Genomic DNA, 16,688 nt, shown 5'->3' on the forward strand with positions numbered 1-16,688 from the left:
AAAATTTTTAAATAAATTTAAACACAAAGAAGGAGCGAACAAGCGCCCCTTCTAAACTCACCTAACGGAAATTAGGTGAAACTCTCTTTTCAGCGATAAGGCATTGCAACATGCGAAATAGCGAAAACAAAGTAAAATCGAATTAACGACGTAAACCTAATGCGCCGATCAAAGCAACATAACGACCGTGATCTTTACCGTTTAAGTAGTCAAGTAATTTACGACGTTGGTTTACCATACGGATCAAACCACGACGGCTGTGATGGTCGTGTTTGTGTTCTTTAAAGTGACCTTGCAAATCATTGATTTGCGCAGACAATAAAGCAACTTGTACTTCAGGTGAACCAGTGTCGTTTTCAGCACGAGCAAATTTAGCGATGATCTCTGCGCGATCTGCGTTAGTTAAAGCCATTCGATTTCTCCGAGATGCTTAAAAAAATAAATGATATTGATCAGTTGGAACCAACTGACTGCCGTGCATCACTACAGCAAGGCGCTATTTTAAGTGATCTATCGCTATATTGCAAAATTGTTTTATGTTCGCCGGCATTTCGGCAGCTGACAGCATTGTACAAAATAGGCACACTAGCCTTGCTCTGTTTAGATTGATGGCAGACAAAAAAGAAAATGAAAAATTGCGAGGGATGCGTGAAAATTTTATCGACCAATACCTGCTACGTGCCAGATGATCTTAATCAGGTAATTCGCAGCAAAGATGAAGTGTCAGCGGACTTGGGTGGCATGACCGAAAGACAGCTTCAAAAAATCTGGCACAGTGTTGAATCTTTATATAAAACGGGGAATTATCCACTCATCACCTTATGTTTACGCCGTCAGGGACAGATTCTACTTAATCGTAGCATTGGTTATGCGCAAGGCAACTCCGCTGAGGGCTTGGCAGCAGATGCCAAGATTGCCACACCCGATACGCCTGTCTGCCTGTTTTCTGCCTCAAAAATGGTGACGGCAATGTTAATTCATATGCTGGATGAGCGTGGTGAGCTGAATTTGCTTGATCCGATTAGCTATTACATTCCTGAATATGGCGTCAATGGCAAACGCCGCGCCACCATTTTCCATTTACTTTCCCATCGTGGCGGTATTCCACGTATTGATCAGGAAGTCACCCCAGAACTGCTGTTTAACCAGCAAGACATCTTAAAGCTGCTGTATGCTGCAAAACCGGTATCCCCTTCTGGTACCCACCTTGCCTATCATGCTGTCACTGCCGGTTATATCCTGGGTGAAATTGTTCAGCGGGTCACAGGGCAAAGTGTTCGTGAGTTTCTCGCCGAGTATATCGAAAAACCGATGGGACTGGACTATTTCAACTACGGTTTAAAACCTGAATATCGTGACGATGTTGCTCTCAACTATGCCACCGGGATTCATCCGAGTCTGGGCACCGACTACTACCTCAATCACGTATTAGGCGGTGGTCTGCAACTGGCGGTGGATGTCACCAATGATCGTCGCTTTATGGACACCATTTGTCCTGCAGGCAACATCTATACCAGTGCTGAACAGGCGGGCCGTTTCTTTGAAATGTTGCTGAGTGGTGGTGAGTATCAAGGCAAGCAGATCATGAGTGCCAAAACCGTATTCCGTTCCACCTTGCCAACATCGGGTGTCAGTCTGGATCGCACCCTGCTGGCACCGATGCGCTATGCGCTGGGCCCAATGCTGGGCAGCAACCCGGTTGGCTTATTTGGGCCAATGACAGGACAGGCCTTCGGTCATATCGGTTTCTCCAATATTTTATGTTGGGCAGATCCCGAGCGTGATATCAGTGTCTCGCTCCTCACCACCGGCAAATCGGTTGTGGGTACGCATCTACCTGCTCTGGCAAAAACGCTATACCAGATCTCTAGCAATTGCCCGAAAATTCCGAAAAACCAGCGCCGTTCGCTATTTGCAACAGATCGTACTGAGGCGGATCTGGTCTAACCTGTAAAGTAAATTTATCCAAACACAAAAGCCCAAGTTTCAACTTGGGCTTTTGCGCTGAGATTTTATTATTATCATTTTGCTTTGTTTTTATTATTAACTCTTCTTCTCCTTTCACATTCATACCCTCTGAATGTTTTATCCACATCATGTTCTTACTTATTCTCTGTTATCGCATGTGTGTTGTTTCTATACTGACTATTCTGTCAGAATCAATTATGGAGAAAAATAGCATTTTTCTTATCTCTGTGTAAGAAAAAACGTACAAGTCTGTATAACATTTAACTTAATAATAACAAAAAATTGTTCTACAACAGAATTCTCATTTCTTGTTTTTATCAGACTAAATTAAACCTGCATAAAGTGACAAAAACATGAATGTTCACGTTTTTAATCATAGGACGGCCAGATCTGAAGGTTGATAAATATGTCATGACTGAATAGCGAAAATAAAAAAGCCCTGTAGTCTCTCCCAAAACTACAAGGCTTAGCGGCTGTAAGTTTCCTCTCTTATCACTTACTTCACTGTAAGTTCGCTGTCATCACGACGTTATTATTATATTTTTGCGATTTACCTCGCTTTCCATGCCAGGCTCTTTATGGGTACATAATCTCAAAAAGCACTCATTTGCTCTAGCGACAATATCTCGAATCCTTGTAAGCTTTTACTTACAAACGCTTATATTTTGAAGTAAAAGTTCACAATATGAGCAAATTGATCTTTTGCACTAAACCACTACGGCGTACTGTGCGGGTGGTAAGCGCCTGTAACAGAGCCTTCGAATCAGCCAGAATACTGACTACTTTTTTGGCCCGGGTTACTGCGGTATAGATCAATTCCTGACTCAGCAATTTCTCCGCACTGGCATCCAGTACAATCGCGGTATGGGTAAATTCGGAACCTTGCGATTTATGAATGGTCAAGGCAAAAGCAGTCTGCATGTTACGCGGTAAGCGATGCGCCGCGATCCATTTATTCAGGCTAGGAAAAAAGACTTCAAATTGTTGTGGCTGGGATCTGTGTTTAAAGCAAATCCCGATATCGCCATTGGAAATACCAAGCTGGTAATCATTATAGGTCATCATTACTGGACGCCCGATATACCAGTCCCCTACAGCAATCTGTCTGAGTTGCTGGTTTAGCCATTGTTCGGCATGACGATTTAACTGTTCAATCCCCAATTGTCCGTGCCGGATCGCGGTTAAAATCCGATAATCATCAAAGCGCTGTATTACCTGTTGAATATATTGCTCGGGTTCGTCTGCCTTTATATACAGCTTTAGCGCATCTATATAGCCTTGAAAGCCATACATCAGTTTCTGCTGGGCGCTGCTAATATCCGTCTCATGCTGTGGCGGCAGATATTCAAGTTGAATCAGGTCGGCCATGTCTTTAGACAACGCAATGGGTTGCAAGGCAGTTGCGGCCACGATCTGGCGTTCCAGATTTTCCAATACAGCATCCACATCGGTCTGATGTTGCTGAGCCTGAATAAATCTTGCCAGTTGTCCAATCTTGGCCTCCCCGGAGAAACGACGACTGGTTTGCAGTTGCACCCGATTCTCGGCCAATGCAGCGACTTGCTGTAAATCAGCCAAGACAGAACCCACATCCACCGAAGCCAGCTGATTGGCATCTCCCAATAAAATGAGACGACAATGATCAGGCACGGCTTCAAACAAAGCAGTCGCCAGATTTAAATCCAGCATGGAGGCTTCATCGACCACAATCACATCATAGGGTAAAGGCTGTTTCTGGTTAAAACGTGGAATCTGCCGATTGCCCATGCCCAGTAATCGATGCAAGGTCTGGGTATTTTGATGACGTAATTCATCGCTAATCAGCCCCGATGCCAATAGTTTCGGATCATTAAACGAGTTCTGTAAGGCTTCCTGCATGCGTTGGGCAGCCTTCCCCGTAGGCGCCGCCATGGCAATACGAATATCAGGAATCATCTGGTTCAGGGCGGCAATAATACGTGCCAGAGTATAGGTTTTACCTGTCCCAGGACCGCCGGTAATAATACTCAAACCTTGTTGCAACACCATTTTCAAGGCATTCTGCTGATGCTCATCACTGAGCAGGTCGTGATAATCCGCCGCCTGAAGGGTTTGAATCGTTTGTCGCTTTAATCGACAAATCTGTTCAGCGAGGCGTTGCTCTAGTTGCCAATATCGGTATAATGCCAAGCCCTGCTGATCATAGACGCACGGCGCCACCTGACTGGTCGCAGCCTCACTCGAAACGGCAAGATCACCAAGCACTTCAAGCTGTAGTGGATTGACTTCAATACAACTGTCGCCTTGCAAACTGGCTTCAACCAGTTGCTGTAATATTTGCGCAGCGCCAACTGATTGGGCAGATTGAGAAAAAGTTGCCTGTGTCAGGTACTGACTCCACATATTTAACCAGGTGATTTGCTCAGACTGATCATCCACATGCTTTTCCACAGAGTTATCCTCAAACTTACCCACACGCTTGTCCACAAGGTTATAAACAGTCTTATCCACAAGTTAAGCTTTTGTTTAGTTTAAATTCACACAATTTATCTACACCATTTTTCCAGCTTTATCCTCAGAGAAATATCCAAGAATAGCGTCTAAACGCAAGATAAATTCGTCTTCAGGTTTCCAGTACAGACAACCCTGTTGTGCTTGCCCGTTCATGCCCCGTAAATATAAGTAAGATGCACCACCCAAATGCTGCCCAATGCTGTAATTCTGCAACTTCACTCCGAGATAGCGATGCAACGCCACCAGATATAAAGCCGCTTGTAGCCAGTAGCTGGAAAGCGACATACTTTCTGCGATTTGCTCATGTTGATAATCGGCTTGGGCCGTGCCTAAATAATTACTTTTATAATCGGCGATATGGTAGCGCTGACCGTCAAAGTAAACCAGATCGATGGAACCATTCAGATAACGGGCAGACCGGGCCTCAAGCAGTTCGGGCATGTGGATGCCGTACTCTTCAAACAGTTGCTGTACACGCTGCATGGCCAGTACCCGATCCGACAATGCCAGATAGAAAGGACATTCCGACAGATATTGTCCCGCAAGCAGTTGCTTTAATTGAAAGCCCTGATTGAGGGGCGTCACCAGCACATCCTGCAACCAGCCAGCGATCCATTCATACAGTTGCTGTTCTGGCTGCGTCTGCTCCGGAAACTGCTGCTGATACTGTTCAAGCAATTCGACCCATAAACTTTGATAAGTATTTTTAAAACGGCGGCGAATTTCCTCAATCCACGTTTCCGGACGCTGAAAATCAATCTGCTCGAAGATTTCATGCAGAAAGTTGCCGGCCAGCGTGCCTTTCGGAAAATACTGTTTAATCCAGGCGATCGGTTGAGAGCTCGCTAAGGCTTGGCTAGTGGCAAGATGCAGTTCATCTTCCGCCTGTTCAAAGTCAGCATCGATATTCGCCAAGCGATCAACACGATTGGCCTTATGCTTGAGATGCTGTGCCAGATAACTGAAACTGGTCTTGCCACGTGCGTAAAAGCGTTGCTCCGGTAAGGGCTGGGCAGCAAGCGGGAACTTCTGTTTACCTTGCTGCTGGTAGGCGGCATAAGGCCGTTCCAGTACCAAAGCCTCATCTGCGCAGCAAGGATGCTGGAAAGCATCGCCTTGGTTCTTCCAGAATGCCAGTCCGGAAAACTTGTTTTTATCGCCTTTCTCAGGTTCAAATACTGCATAGACCCGATGGCTGGCACGGGTCAGCGCCACATACCATAAGCGGTTTTGCTCAGCCAGCGCGCGTTGCTGATGCTGATCCAGTTCAGCCTGCTGCAGAAAGTTTTTATCGGCGACAGCAACCACCCGTTGTGTGCGGACCTGTCCAGTTTCCGGATGCTGAATCTCGGCAGTGGAAAAGTTTAAACTTTTCTGCATTTCCGAAAAGGCTTTATTGGCACCGAGCAGAAACACGATTTTATATTCCAGTCCCTTGGACTGGTGAATCGTCATCAATTGCACACCGGCTTCACTGGACAGCTTATGTTCCAGTTCCCATTCACGGTCACTGGGTGAGTGTAGTTGCTTGAGATACCAGTGATACAGGTTCTGTATGCCTTGCACATGTTCGCTGTGCTGACTCAGAATATCGGTGAGATGGCGTAAATTGACCACCGCACGCTCATTGTCCTTACTTTGTGTTGCCACCAGTTGCTGCCAGATACCAAACTGGTTGAGACAACGTTGCCATGCCGCCAGAAAACCCTGATTGAGCCACATTTCCCGTATTTCATCCAGCTGCTGGATATATGCGCTCAAGCCTGCTGCACTCTGTTCCAGTGCCAACAAGCGGCTTAAGTCAAATCCGAATAAACGACTGAGTAAGGCACGTTTTAATTTGGCTTCATCATAAGGATGAAGAATGGCAGTCAACAATGCCCCGACATCTTGTGCAATGGCTGAATCAAACACACTGCGTTTGGAAGGACGATTGACACGAATGCCCAAACGCTCCAGTACGTATTGCACTTCATCCAGCTGGCGATGGCTACGGGAAAGGACCGCAATATCATCTTCGCAAATGGCTTTAGGATTTTCATCCTCCAAATATAATTCCGCGGCATGGGCCTGATTGAGCAGGGTCTGGATTTTCCAGGCCACTTGGGTCGCCTGCTCATTGCCATCTTGTAGCTGTAACCAGCGTAATGGTGCAGGATTGATCTGGTTATTTTCAATCAGGGCAGGATGTGGACGTGACCCTGCCTGAATCGGGTCATAAAGTACCTGCTCACCAAAGTCAGTCTGCCGCTGGAACAGGCTGTCCACCACCTCGACCAGCTCTTTTACTGAACGATGGTTATGAATCAGTTTATAGACGCAGCCCTGCTTCGCCATAATATCCTGATGGGCATTCAGGAAAGTCAGCATATCCCCACCACGGAAACCATAAATCGCCTGTTTACGATCTCCCACCATGATCATACAGCCCTTCTGATAGCGCTGCGGATGTCGCCAGATACTGGCCAGCATGTCATCCTGATCCTGATTGGTATCCTGAAACTCATCCACCAGAATCAGCGGATAACGGGCCTGTACAAATACCGCGAAATGTTGTCCCTGCTCGCCTTTTAAAGCTTCGGACAAGGTTTTAATTTGCTGGGAAAATGTGGTTTCACCCTTTTGCTGTAAAACCTGAGGCAACCTTTTTCTGACTTCAATACACAGATAGGCCTTTAGATACACCTGCAACTGCTCAAATTGCTGCTGTGTCTGTTGTAGGGCCTGACAGAGTGTCTGTAGCTGTACGATCGCAGGATGCTGGTAAAAACCATCACTAATGTCTACAGGACATTTCTTAAAAATTTTCTGGCTGTCGAGCTTGTCTAAAAACTTGAACATGGCATCGCGATCAGCCTCAAAATAAGTATCAAACACCTGTAGCGGTGATGCTTGTTTCAAGGCATTTAATAGGGCTGGACAATGCACGGTAAACAGCTTATTGAAAGCATGATTACGGAAAGAGCTGCCATTGATATGCGCATAATGCACACCATCCAGATCAAAATAATCCGCCAGCGTCTCCAGCTGAATCTGTTCAGCTTGCTGTTGCCACTGCTGCAGTTGCGCCAGCTCAATCTCGGGCATGGCCGGCAACTTGAACTGAGCCGAACTAAAATTCAGGGAGCTTTCGACCATGGATACAAAATGATCCACACTCTTCAGACCACCTACGCTATAAAGTGTATCAATCACCTGTTGCGGTTGAGCTTGAATCCACTCACGCAACACATCATGAATCAATTGACGGGTATAGCTTTTTGCATCATCGGTAATCTGCGCCGCTTCGATCTTGCCACTTTCAAAAGCAAACTCTCTGAGCAGCTTCTGGCTAAAGCTGTCCAGCGTCCCGACAAACAGTTCATCCAACTGGTCAATCACCAGTTTCAAGCGTTCACAGGCATAGGCAATACGCGGTGCAAAAGTCTGTAATACCTGCTGTTTAAGCGGGTCTGACTCTTGTGCAGCCAAAACTTGGATATCCTGCTCCAGCACCGTCCGCAGTGGTTCCAGATACTGTTGCATCTCGACCAGACGTAAACGGATACGGCTTTTTAATTCGGCAGCAGCAGCACGGGTAAAGGTAGTGGCAATCACCTGATTCGGCAGATATTTTTCTAAGAAAATTCGTACCATTAAACTGGACAAGGTATAGGTTTTGCCAGTTCCCGCCGAAGCTTCAATCAGATGCAGGCCTTCGAACTGAATATCACGAATCGGTTGAAAAGACACAGGATAGCGCGCGTTCATGCCTTACTCCACTCGTAAAAATTCAAACACTGGCTGATACAGCCTATAGGAATAGTGATCACAAGCATATTGTAATAATGCTGCGGCATCCTGTTCCTGCAAAATAAACTGCCAGTCCCGATGTAACTTGCAGGCTTCATTCTGACTCATGTCAAAGCCGGAAAAGTCGCCAGTATCATTCCAGTCTTTCAGTAGCTGCTTTTGACTGTCCTCGACTAAAATCTGTTTCGCATCCAGCTCAAACCATTCATGCTGTTTGCCTTTTTCCAGTGGCTTTAACATCAAGGCTGCTGGTAGCACCACAGGCTGTTGCTGGGCATGCTGCCACAGTTCCAGCCAGTCTTGCAGATAAGTGCGTGCTTGCTGAGAACTTAAGCCTTCACAAATCACGGTCTGATCACTAAACACCACAATACGGCGTTTTTCAGTGGCAGTCTCGTGATCCAGTACCGTCAGCCACAACAGGTATTCCAGCCAGACCTTGGCAAGACGCTTGGCTCGGGCACTGGAGGCATCCAGACTAATCCAGTCCTGACCGATCTGTTTCGGGGTGGTACACCCGATCTGTAAATGTTTGGATACACGCCAAACGCGCTGGGTCGTTACAGTGGGCGCTGCGGCATGTTGCTGCAAGCGCTCCAGTAAACGCTGTTGTTCCAGACAGCTTTGCTGCCAGGCACTTTGCTGGACTTTGCCGACAGGTAACTGATGCTGTAATAGCTGAGGTGAAGGATTGTGCTCCTGCTGTTGCAGGAAATGGCGAATGGCATATTTCCCTAGACCATCCAGCAATAATGGCTCGCTTTGATCAACGAGTTCTGTTGCACTCAGGTTTTCTACGCCCAAAGTTTTTAAGTACAAACGCGCAGGAAAAGTGACATCCTGAATCCATTGCTGGCCATCCAGAATCAGCATCTCATTATTCTCAACCGGATAAGCCGTATTGACCCAAGCTGCCCGGTCGCCTTTGTCCTGTTGAATCTGTGCAGCAACCTTAAACCACTGATCCTGAAAACGCTTATGTCGCTGTTCTGCCATAAAACCTAATGGATCAAAGGGTTGTAAGCGATGAATATGGTACAAGGGATAAAGCTGTGTCGGAAGTTGCAAGGCTGCAAACTCCTTAGACAAATCTGCCACCATCCCAGAATCGCCCTTGTTTAAAGCTGGGCTGAGAGAAATTTCACCCAATGAAGACTCTCCCTCGGGGAGAGATTTAGAAAGGGGTGGCTTTATAATCAGTGCCAAATGCTCACGGAAATGCTGTAACACACTGGATGGCTCCCGCACTTCCCCATCACTCACATCAAAGCCATTATAGAACAACCATAATTGTTCCTGTGCCAGCAAGACAGCATCCAGAAAAGCGCCCTGATCATCTTCCAGACGGGAACGGTCCCCCAATTGCTGACGTAATGCATCCATCAGGTCAAAGGGAATATGACTATCCCGGTTTGGAAATTTTCCAGTATCCAGGTTCAACATCACAATGAGTCGATAAGGAATCGGGCGAATCTGACCGATCTGGCTAAAGGTAATTTGCCCAGTAGGTTCAACCTGTGCCGACTGGCTTTCCAGCGTGCGTTGAATTTCTTCAATGATATAAGGCAAGGGCAAAGAAATCTGGCGTAACTGGCTTTCCATCTCTTCATAATAACTGGCCAGCGTCAGCATACGCTCCTGCTTCTGGATAATTTCACGCACCGCCTTTAAGGCCACAATCTCAGCCTGCTCAAATTCCTGAACATCTGCTTTCAGGCATTTGAGCCAGGTCTCTACTGGTAAGCGTTTCCCTTGCTCATGTGCCACTAGCCAGTGACGTCGCACCGATAAATCCTGATATATCTGAATCAGGATGCCAATCAGTTCAAAATCACTCGGCTGGACCAGTGCATAGCTTAAAGTTTGTTGCACCATTACATGAGCAGGTACGGCAATACCTAAAGCCAGACGGTCTAAAGCAAATTTAAAGCTATAACGGTAGTCCTGATCATCGGCACTTAGACTATGCTTGAGATGTTCTTCATCCAGACCGCGTTTAAAACCGGCTTCATTGAGTAAGCTCAAGATGCGTTGGGCCTGGTGATAATCTAGTCCATAGCGTTGCTGGGTTGCCGACAGGTTCAGCCAGTCCGCAAAATCATCTTGGGTCATTCGGGTTTGCGTCAGTTGCAAACGTCCCAAGACTGCCCGCCAGGCATTGAGTGCATCCAGCTGTGCCACACCCGCAATCTTAACCGGTAAAAACACATCATGATCATTCGGCACGGAAGGAAACACACTACGAATCAGCGGCTCAAGCTCGGTCAGATTCGGGGTCAGAACCAGAATATCACTTGGACGGCGCGGTGTTGGATCTGCTTGCGATAACCAATGTAGCAGTTGCTCTTTTAACACTTCGAGTTGTCTTAAGCTGGAATGACAGACATGAAACTGGATAGAATGATCTTCCGCCGCCAGCTCATATTGCTCAGGGACAGGTTCAGCCAGATAGAAAATATCCGACTGGATTTTGCCCAGTAGCGTCTCTGGGAAATAATCCTCAAAGGCATCAATCCATTTGCCTTCCTCACCGGTTGCCAGTTGCGATAACAGAGAGAAGTGATCGCGTGCCTGCTTGCCTAAACGGGTCAGTAAGGGATGGCGAGATTCACGATTCAAGGCATTAAACCCTAAACTGAAGCGCTCAAAGAAAGCAGCAATTTCCGCATCGGTTGCCTTGGGATGCTTGGCAATAAACCGCTCTTTCACCCCGAGATCATAACGTTGTTTCCATAGCGGATCGACGCTATCCGCCCAATATTCCTGTGACGGGTTATAGTGCAAAATCACCACATCCAGATATTGACCTAAACGGCGTAAAAACTGCAGCTGGCTGGGGGGCAAATCCAGCACGGTAAAAACGATCACTTGATTCGGTAACTGTGCCAGCGCTTTGTCCCGGGTCTGCGCATGCGCTAAGGTCTGCCAGAAATCAGCATCAATCCCCTGCATTTCGATAAAGTCATCATGGAAATAGTTTTGCCATAACCAGCGCTGCCATGCTTCCAGTTGCTCGGTCTGGTTTAAGCTAAAGGCTGAGGTCTGCTGATCCGTCTTGGCAATCAGCTGTTCAATATCCAGTGCTTTATTCTGCCCCCAGGTGGAGAGCCAGTTACTTGAGCAACTGCATTCACTACGACAGCCTTTTTGACAATGACCACGATAAATCATGTAGTTATTAAACAGGTGCGACACCTGTTCCGCTACCCAATACAGCATGCTCTGCTTTTTTAACTGTTTTTCTGTGCCCTGCGGTAATTGGGCCGCACTGTCATAAATGCGCTGCACAATCGAATAGAGAGGATGATCTGTGGCGAGATCGAGTTGATCAGCACGGATAAAGGGCTGTAAGGCTTGATGAATACGCCATTTTAAAATTAATCGTGGAATATTGGCCTTGCGCACCTGCTCTTTATTTTCAAGTACCTGCTGATAGGCATACCATTGGAAACCACGGATACGTTGATGAAACTGGTAATTGGCAGTCATGCCTTGCTGTTCCGCAATTTTCTGCGTCAGCCATTGTTGTTGTGCAGGACTCGGAACAATAAAATGCTGGGTTTTAAACACCTGAAAGGGGGAATCGCCGGGTTGGGTAATTGATGCCATCACACCTTGCAATAACACTTCAAGGCGTTGACTTTGAATAACATGAATACCCATGTATTAATATAACCTCATCAAAAAATGATCATTTTGTTGCACGAAACCGTCCATAATGCTCACTATACAACATTCAACTTCATATCATGAAGTCACGTTAAATACACAATCCAACAAAAAAATTGTTTTGAAATTCACCATTCAATCGTATTGAATGTACTATCAAGGGATAGACTTTAGGTATAACTTTATGAAAATTGAAAAAATTCCTGATTCGATTGACCCAAGCTTAAACTTGGAACAGATCCGTGATGAATGTTTAGAAATGGCTAAAAAGCGTGCATATTGGTCAGCAGGTGCAGCAATTGTACCGATTCCATTCTTTGATGTGGTGGTCGACCTGGGCATGCTGACCCAGATCATTCCGGATATTAATGCCCGCTTTGGTTTGGCACCCGAACATATCAGTGTGTATGACCCTCAAACCAAAAAAGTTCACTGGGATGAATTACGTAAACGCGGATTCGAGTTTTCAGGTTTTGTGGTGGCACGTACCGCGATGAAAAAGTCGTTTAATGGCTTTTTCACTAAAATTGCCACCAAACAGGTAACTAAATTTATTCCTTTGGGCGGCCAACTGGTCGCGGCCAGTCTGGGCTATTTCATGATGCGCAAAATCACTGAAGCGCATGTGCAGGATTGCTATAACCTGGCAAAACGGATTCAGCAGAAAAGCCGGACCACCATCGTAGCGTAAGTTCTATCGCAGCAGGTAGCGGTTCGCATACCTGCTGTTTGATGAATGAAATTAAGTGCTTCAAAATAGAATTAAAAAATATTCCGAATCCGGCTTATTAGCTTTCGTGTCTATTGCTCATCTGGATGCGCTGGGTTACATCAGGCCAACAGATCCATAAAAAAACACCACAATTACGTTAATATTCACTTAATTTTTTAAGCTTTCATAAAGATTGTATTTTTAATCTCCACATCTCGAAGATAATTAGATGATGGAGCGTCGTTGTGCAAACCAGCCAATCCCCCTCTCGTGTCCGTACCATTTTTAATGTGACCAGCGGGAACTTCCTTGAACAATACGACTTCTTCCTGTTCGGTCTTTATGCCCAGGCCATCGGCGAGACATTCTTCCATTCCGACAGCAGTTATGCCGCACTGATGAAAACCTTTCTGGTATTTGCGGTCAGCTTTCTGATGCGTCCGATTGGCGCACTGGTACTGGGTCCTTATGTAGACCGGATCGGCCGCCGTAAAGGCCTGATGGTGACCTTGAGCATTATGGCATTTGGCTCGTTAATCATTGCCTTTACCCCCAGCTATGCCAGTATCGGCTTTGCAGCCACTGTCCTGATTTTTGCCGGACGCCTTGCGCAAGGTTTTTCGGCTGGTGTGGAACTCGGTGGGGTCTCGGTGTATCTGTCCGAAATTGCCGAACCGCATAACCGTGGTTTTATTACCAGCTGGCAATCTGCCAGTCAGCAAGTCGCGGTAATTTTTGCCGCCGTATTGGGGTATATCGTCAGCCTGGTCTTTACCAAGGCCCAGGTCGATGCTTGGGCATGGCGAATCCCCTTCTTTGTCGGCTGTGCCATCATTCCCTTTATTTTCTGGCTACGGAAGTCACTGGCTGAAACAGAAGCCTTTGCCTCGCGTAAAGAGCATCCAAGTACCCGACAAATTCTAACTACCTTGGCAGCCAACTGGAAAATCGTGCTGGCTGGTGTGTGTATGGTTGCAACCACGACCACCATGTTCTACTTCATTACCGTCTATACCCCGACCTACGGTAAAGAGGTGCTGCATTTGACCCGTACCGAAAGCTTGATCGCCACCATTATGGTTGGACTGAGTAACTTTATTTTATTACCGATTGGCGGACATCTTTCCGATAAATTTGGTCGAAAACCCCTTTTAATCACAACCACCTTGTTGATCTTTATCAGTGCTTATCCTTTACTCAGCTGGCTCACCCAGACCATTAGCCTGTCGCACATGCTGATGGTGTTATTGTGGTTCTCATTGCTGTATAGCTTCTACAATGGCGCACTGGTGGTTTCACTGGCTGAAATGATGCCAAGTTCAGTCCGCATTGCAGGTTTCTCGGTGGCTTATAGCTTTGCCACCTCGATTTTTGGCGGGCTTACGCCCATGATCGCCACCTATCTGGTGCAGAGCTCAGGCAATAAGAGTATGCCTGCTTTCTGGCTGATGTTTGCTGCGATCACCAGTTTAATCGCGACACTGATCGTATTCCGCCAACATCGCAGCTATAGCGCACAACTGGCAAATAACAATTAATTGAGATGAAGTTAGCCTGAAGGCGGATTAATCCGCCTTCAGTTGTTGCAAAATTGCTTTTAAAACCTGAATCCGTGCTGAATATTTATCATCCGTTGCAATCACATACCACGGTGCATAATCGGTATCGGTCCGTTCCAACATATCCGCCGCTGCCTTGAGATAATCATCCCATTTCTCACGGTTACGCCAGTCTTCTTCGGTGATCTTAAAGCGTTTATGCGCTGTCTGTTCACGTGCCTTGAAGCGGAGCGCCTGCTCCTCTTTACTAATCGCTAGCCAGATTTTGACGATCACGGTCTGGCTATCCACCAGATTTTCTTCAAAACGGTTAATTTCGTTATAGGCACGCTGCCATTCTACTGTAGAGGCAAAACCTTCAATGCGTTCAACCAGTACCCGCCCATACCAGGTCCGGTCAAAAATGGTGATCTTGCCGCTATCATTTAATCTATTCCAGAAACGCCACAAATAAGGTCGGCGCAATTCATAACGTTCCGGCGCTGCAATGGTATGGATTTCATATTCTCTCGGATCGAGTTTTTTGACGATGCGTTTGATTGCTCCACCCTTACCTGCCGCATCCATACCTTCAAAGCAGATCACGACTTTACGTTCATCAAATCGTAGCTTTTCGGCCACTTTCTTGCTCAGTTTACGCAGTTGTTCTTTATAGTCCTGTTTTTCCAGGCTGGCTTGCGCTGGTTCCTGCAAGTGTTGGGGAATCTCGGCCTGTTGCCACTTCTGACTCACTTTGGTCTGGTGTTCTGGCAACTCCTGTAAGGTTTGCAAAAGATACTGGGCAAAACTTTGATCGCGCAACTTTTCATCTTCGCCATCAATCACAAACCAGTCATCGGTAAAGCGCTGGCTCAAGCCCTGCAAGGTATCGTATTGTTTTTTATTGCGCCAATCCAGACCGTGTAATTTATGCCAGCGCTGTTCCGAAGCATCGATCTGGTCTAAGCGTTTTTGCAGTGATTTCCAGGATAAATCAAACCAGACTTTGACAATATGGACATGATTATTCTGCAAATCATGCTCAAAAGCCCGCATTTGTTCAATATAGCCATCAAACAGTTGTTCATTCAGGGGCTTGGATACATGCATCGCCGTGGTGAGCAAATCGCTATACCAGTTACCAAACATCACCACGATCTGCCCTTCAGCCGGGATAAAGCGGCTATAGGACTGCCAAAATGGCTGGTTATTGGTTAAAAACTGCGGTGCATCTGCCTTGACCCGTAAATAGCGTGGATCCAGCCATTCACGTAACTGTTTAACCGCCTCTCCTTTACCTGCCAGTTCAATGCCACTGACCAGAACCAGTACACTTTTAGCATTCTTTTTGTCGCGGCTTTCTTTTAAGGCATATTGCGCCTCGATCAGGTCCAAAGAGAGTTCATCTTCATCACGCAATTCAAATGTCGGTTGTTGTTTACTCATGTGCTGCTCTAACTGGCTCATTATTAAAATTAAAATAGGTATCGTTCAAACTATAAATGTTCATGCAAAAACCCATGTACAGTTTATGTTGACTGCCACGACACGGCCATACTGACCAATTATTAAGCATTTAAAGTTTATGCTGTCATGGTTCTCCGCTATGATGATGCCTATGATTTTATCGTTTTATTTTCTTTGAGTTCGAACATGTCAAAACTCGCTGCATTTGATCAACTTTTATTAGAATATCAATCTTTGAATTACCACCAGAATCCAGCGATTGCGCAGCGATTGCATGAAGTACAGGCATGGATGAAAGCACGGATTGCCGAGACGCATGCCGAATTCTTTGCCGAACCAAAAAACCAGCTTATGGCAGCGTACTTTTTAAATCGCTTATATGGTGGGCCAGACTTTGATGCCATGGCGCAACAAATCGAACGTCTACTCAAATATGCCCATAAAGCCGAAAGCCTGCTGCCTGAAAATGCGATTAAAACAGGCACTAAATCAGTGAGCTTAGCGGTACTTGCAACACGACTGGACGAACAGGTGGCTCAGCAATTGCTGGAAGATTATCCGCTCGAAACCCCTTTGACCGATGAAATCATGCGCCAGACCCTGATTAAACTGGATCAGGGCGAGGCACGCTATGAGCAACTGCAGCTTCTGGATGAATTAGGCGTGACACTGGATAAATATATGCGTTCAACCATGATGTATGCGGCCTTTAAAATGTGTAAAGGCATCGCACATAAATACCAGTTTGATGGCATGTATGAGTTTATTCAGGAAGGTTTCGCTGCGATGAAACCGATGAAATCTGCGGCAAGCTTTATCAAAACCTTCAGTGAAAAAGAGCGGGAAATCATTGATAAAGTTCATGCAGGACATCCAAATCCATTTCGTGACTAGGATAAGTCTGCTTCTATTTCAGCCATCCTGCCTATGGCTGAAATAGAAAAATGAGTCTTTTCAAATCTTAAGAAAAATTAAAACCCTTTTGAGAAAGTGACTTTCTGTATATTATTCATATCAATTACATGCGAAACCCTGTAAAAAGATACAAA

The 16,688-nt window shown here is 46.1% G+C and carries 9 protein-coding genes; 4 read left to right on the top strand and 5 right to left on the bottom strand.

Going from position 1 to position 16,688, the window contains the following annotated elements; genetic code table 11:
- Window positions 1-142 precede the first annotated feature (142 nt).
- Complete coding sequence (gene rpsO / locus ACINWC323_RS05110) at window positions 143-412, bottom strand: 30S ribosomal protein S15 (protein ID WP_004774141.1); 270 nt, start codon at window positions 410-412, stop codon at window positions 143-145.
- 236 nt (window positions 413-648) lie between these two features.
- On the opposite strand from rpsO, the gene ACINWC323_RS05105 reads away from it, so the two are divergent.
- On the top strand, window positions 649-1,947 hold the full coding sequence (locus tag ACINWC323_RS05105; protein ID WP_009514342.1) for an EstA family serine hydrolase: 1,299 nt from the start codon (window positions 649-651) through the stop codon (window positions 1,945-1,947).
- Between the two features lie 699 nt (window positions 1,948-2,646).
- Here the strand turns inward: ACINWC323_RS05105 and recD are convergent.
- From recD to ACINWC323_RS05090, 3 genes are all read right to left on the bottom strand, one after another.
- A complete protein-coding gene (gene recD, locus ACINWC323_RS05100) occupies window positions 2,647-4,350 on the bottom strand; it encodes an exodeoxyribonuclease V subunit alpha (RefSeq protein ID WP_502322128.1) in 1,704 nt (567 codons plus the stop codon).
- 147 nt (window positions 4,351-4,497) lie between these two features.
- On the bottom strand, window positions 4,498-8,211 hold the full coding sequence (locus ACINWC323_RS05095) for a UvrD-helicase domain-containing protein (protein ID WP_009514311.1): 3,714 nt from the start codon (window positions 8,209-8,211) through the stop codon (window positions 4,498-4,500).
- 3 nt (window positions 8,212-8,214) lie between these two features.
- The gene (locus tag ACINWC323_RS05090) at window positions 8,215-11,916 is read right to left on the bottom strand and encodes an exodeoxyribonuclease V subunit gamma (protein ID WP_009514219.1); all 3,702 of its coding nucleotides are present in this window, start codon (window positions 11,914-11,916) and stop codon (window positions 8,215-8,217) included.
- Window positions 11,917-12,106: 190 nt separating this feature from the next.
- Here ACINWC323_RS05090 and ACINWC323_RS05085 point away from each other — a divergent pair, with 190 nt between their 5' ends.
- Window positions 12,107-12,613 carry a hypothetical protein gene (locus ACINWC323_RS05085; protein ID WP_005226490.1) on the top strand — a complete coding sequence of 169 codons (507 nt, stop codon included), beginning with the start codon at window positions 12,107-12,109 and terminating at the stop codon, window positions 12,611-12,613.
- A 266-nt stretch (window positions 12,614-12,879) separates the two neighbouring features.
- Window positions 12,880-14,172: an MFS transporter gene (locus ACINWC323_RS05080; protein WP_009514170.1), complete on the top strand. Its 1,293-nt coding sequence runs from the start codon at window positions 12,880-12,882 to the stop codon at window positions 14,170-14,172.
- Window positions 14,173-14,199: 27 nt separating this feature from the next.
- On the opposite strand, the gene pap is transcribed toward ACINWC323_RS05080, so the two are convergent.
- Window positions 14,200-15,618 (bottom strand): polyphosphate:AMP phosphotransferase, encoded by a 1,419-nt coding sequence (gene pap, locus ACINWC323_RS05075; protein ID WP_032881636.1) that lies wholly within the window; start codon window positions 15,616-15,618, stop codon window positions 14,200-14,202.
- A gap of 207 nt (window positions 15,619-15,825) precedes the next feature.
- Between pap and ACINWC323_RS05070 the strand changes: the two genes are divergently transcribed.
- Entirely contained in the window at window positions 15,826-16,533 is a 708-nt protein-coding gene (locus tag ACINWC323_RS05070; protein WP_009514118.1) for a DUF8198 family protein, read from the top strand.
- Window positions 16,534-16,688: the final 155 nt, after the last annotated feature.

Origin of the sequence: Acinetobacter sp. WC-323, assembly GCF_000314615.1 — a bacterium.
Lineage (GTDB): Bacteria > Pseudomonadota > Gammaproteobacteria > Pseudomonadales > Moraxellaceae > Acinetobacter > Acinetobacter courvalinii.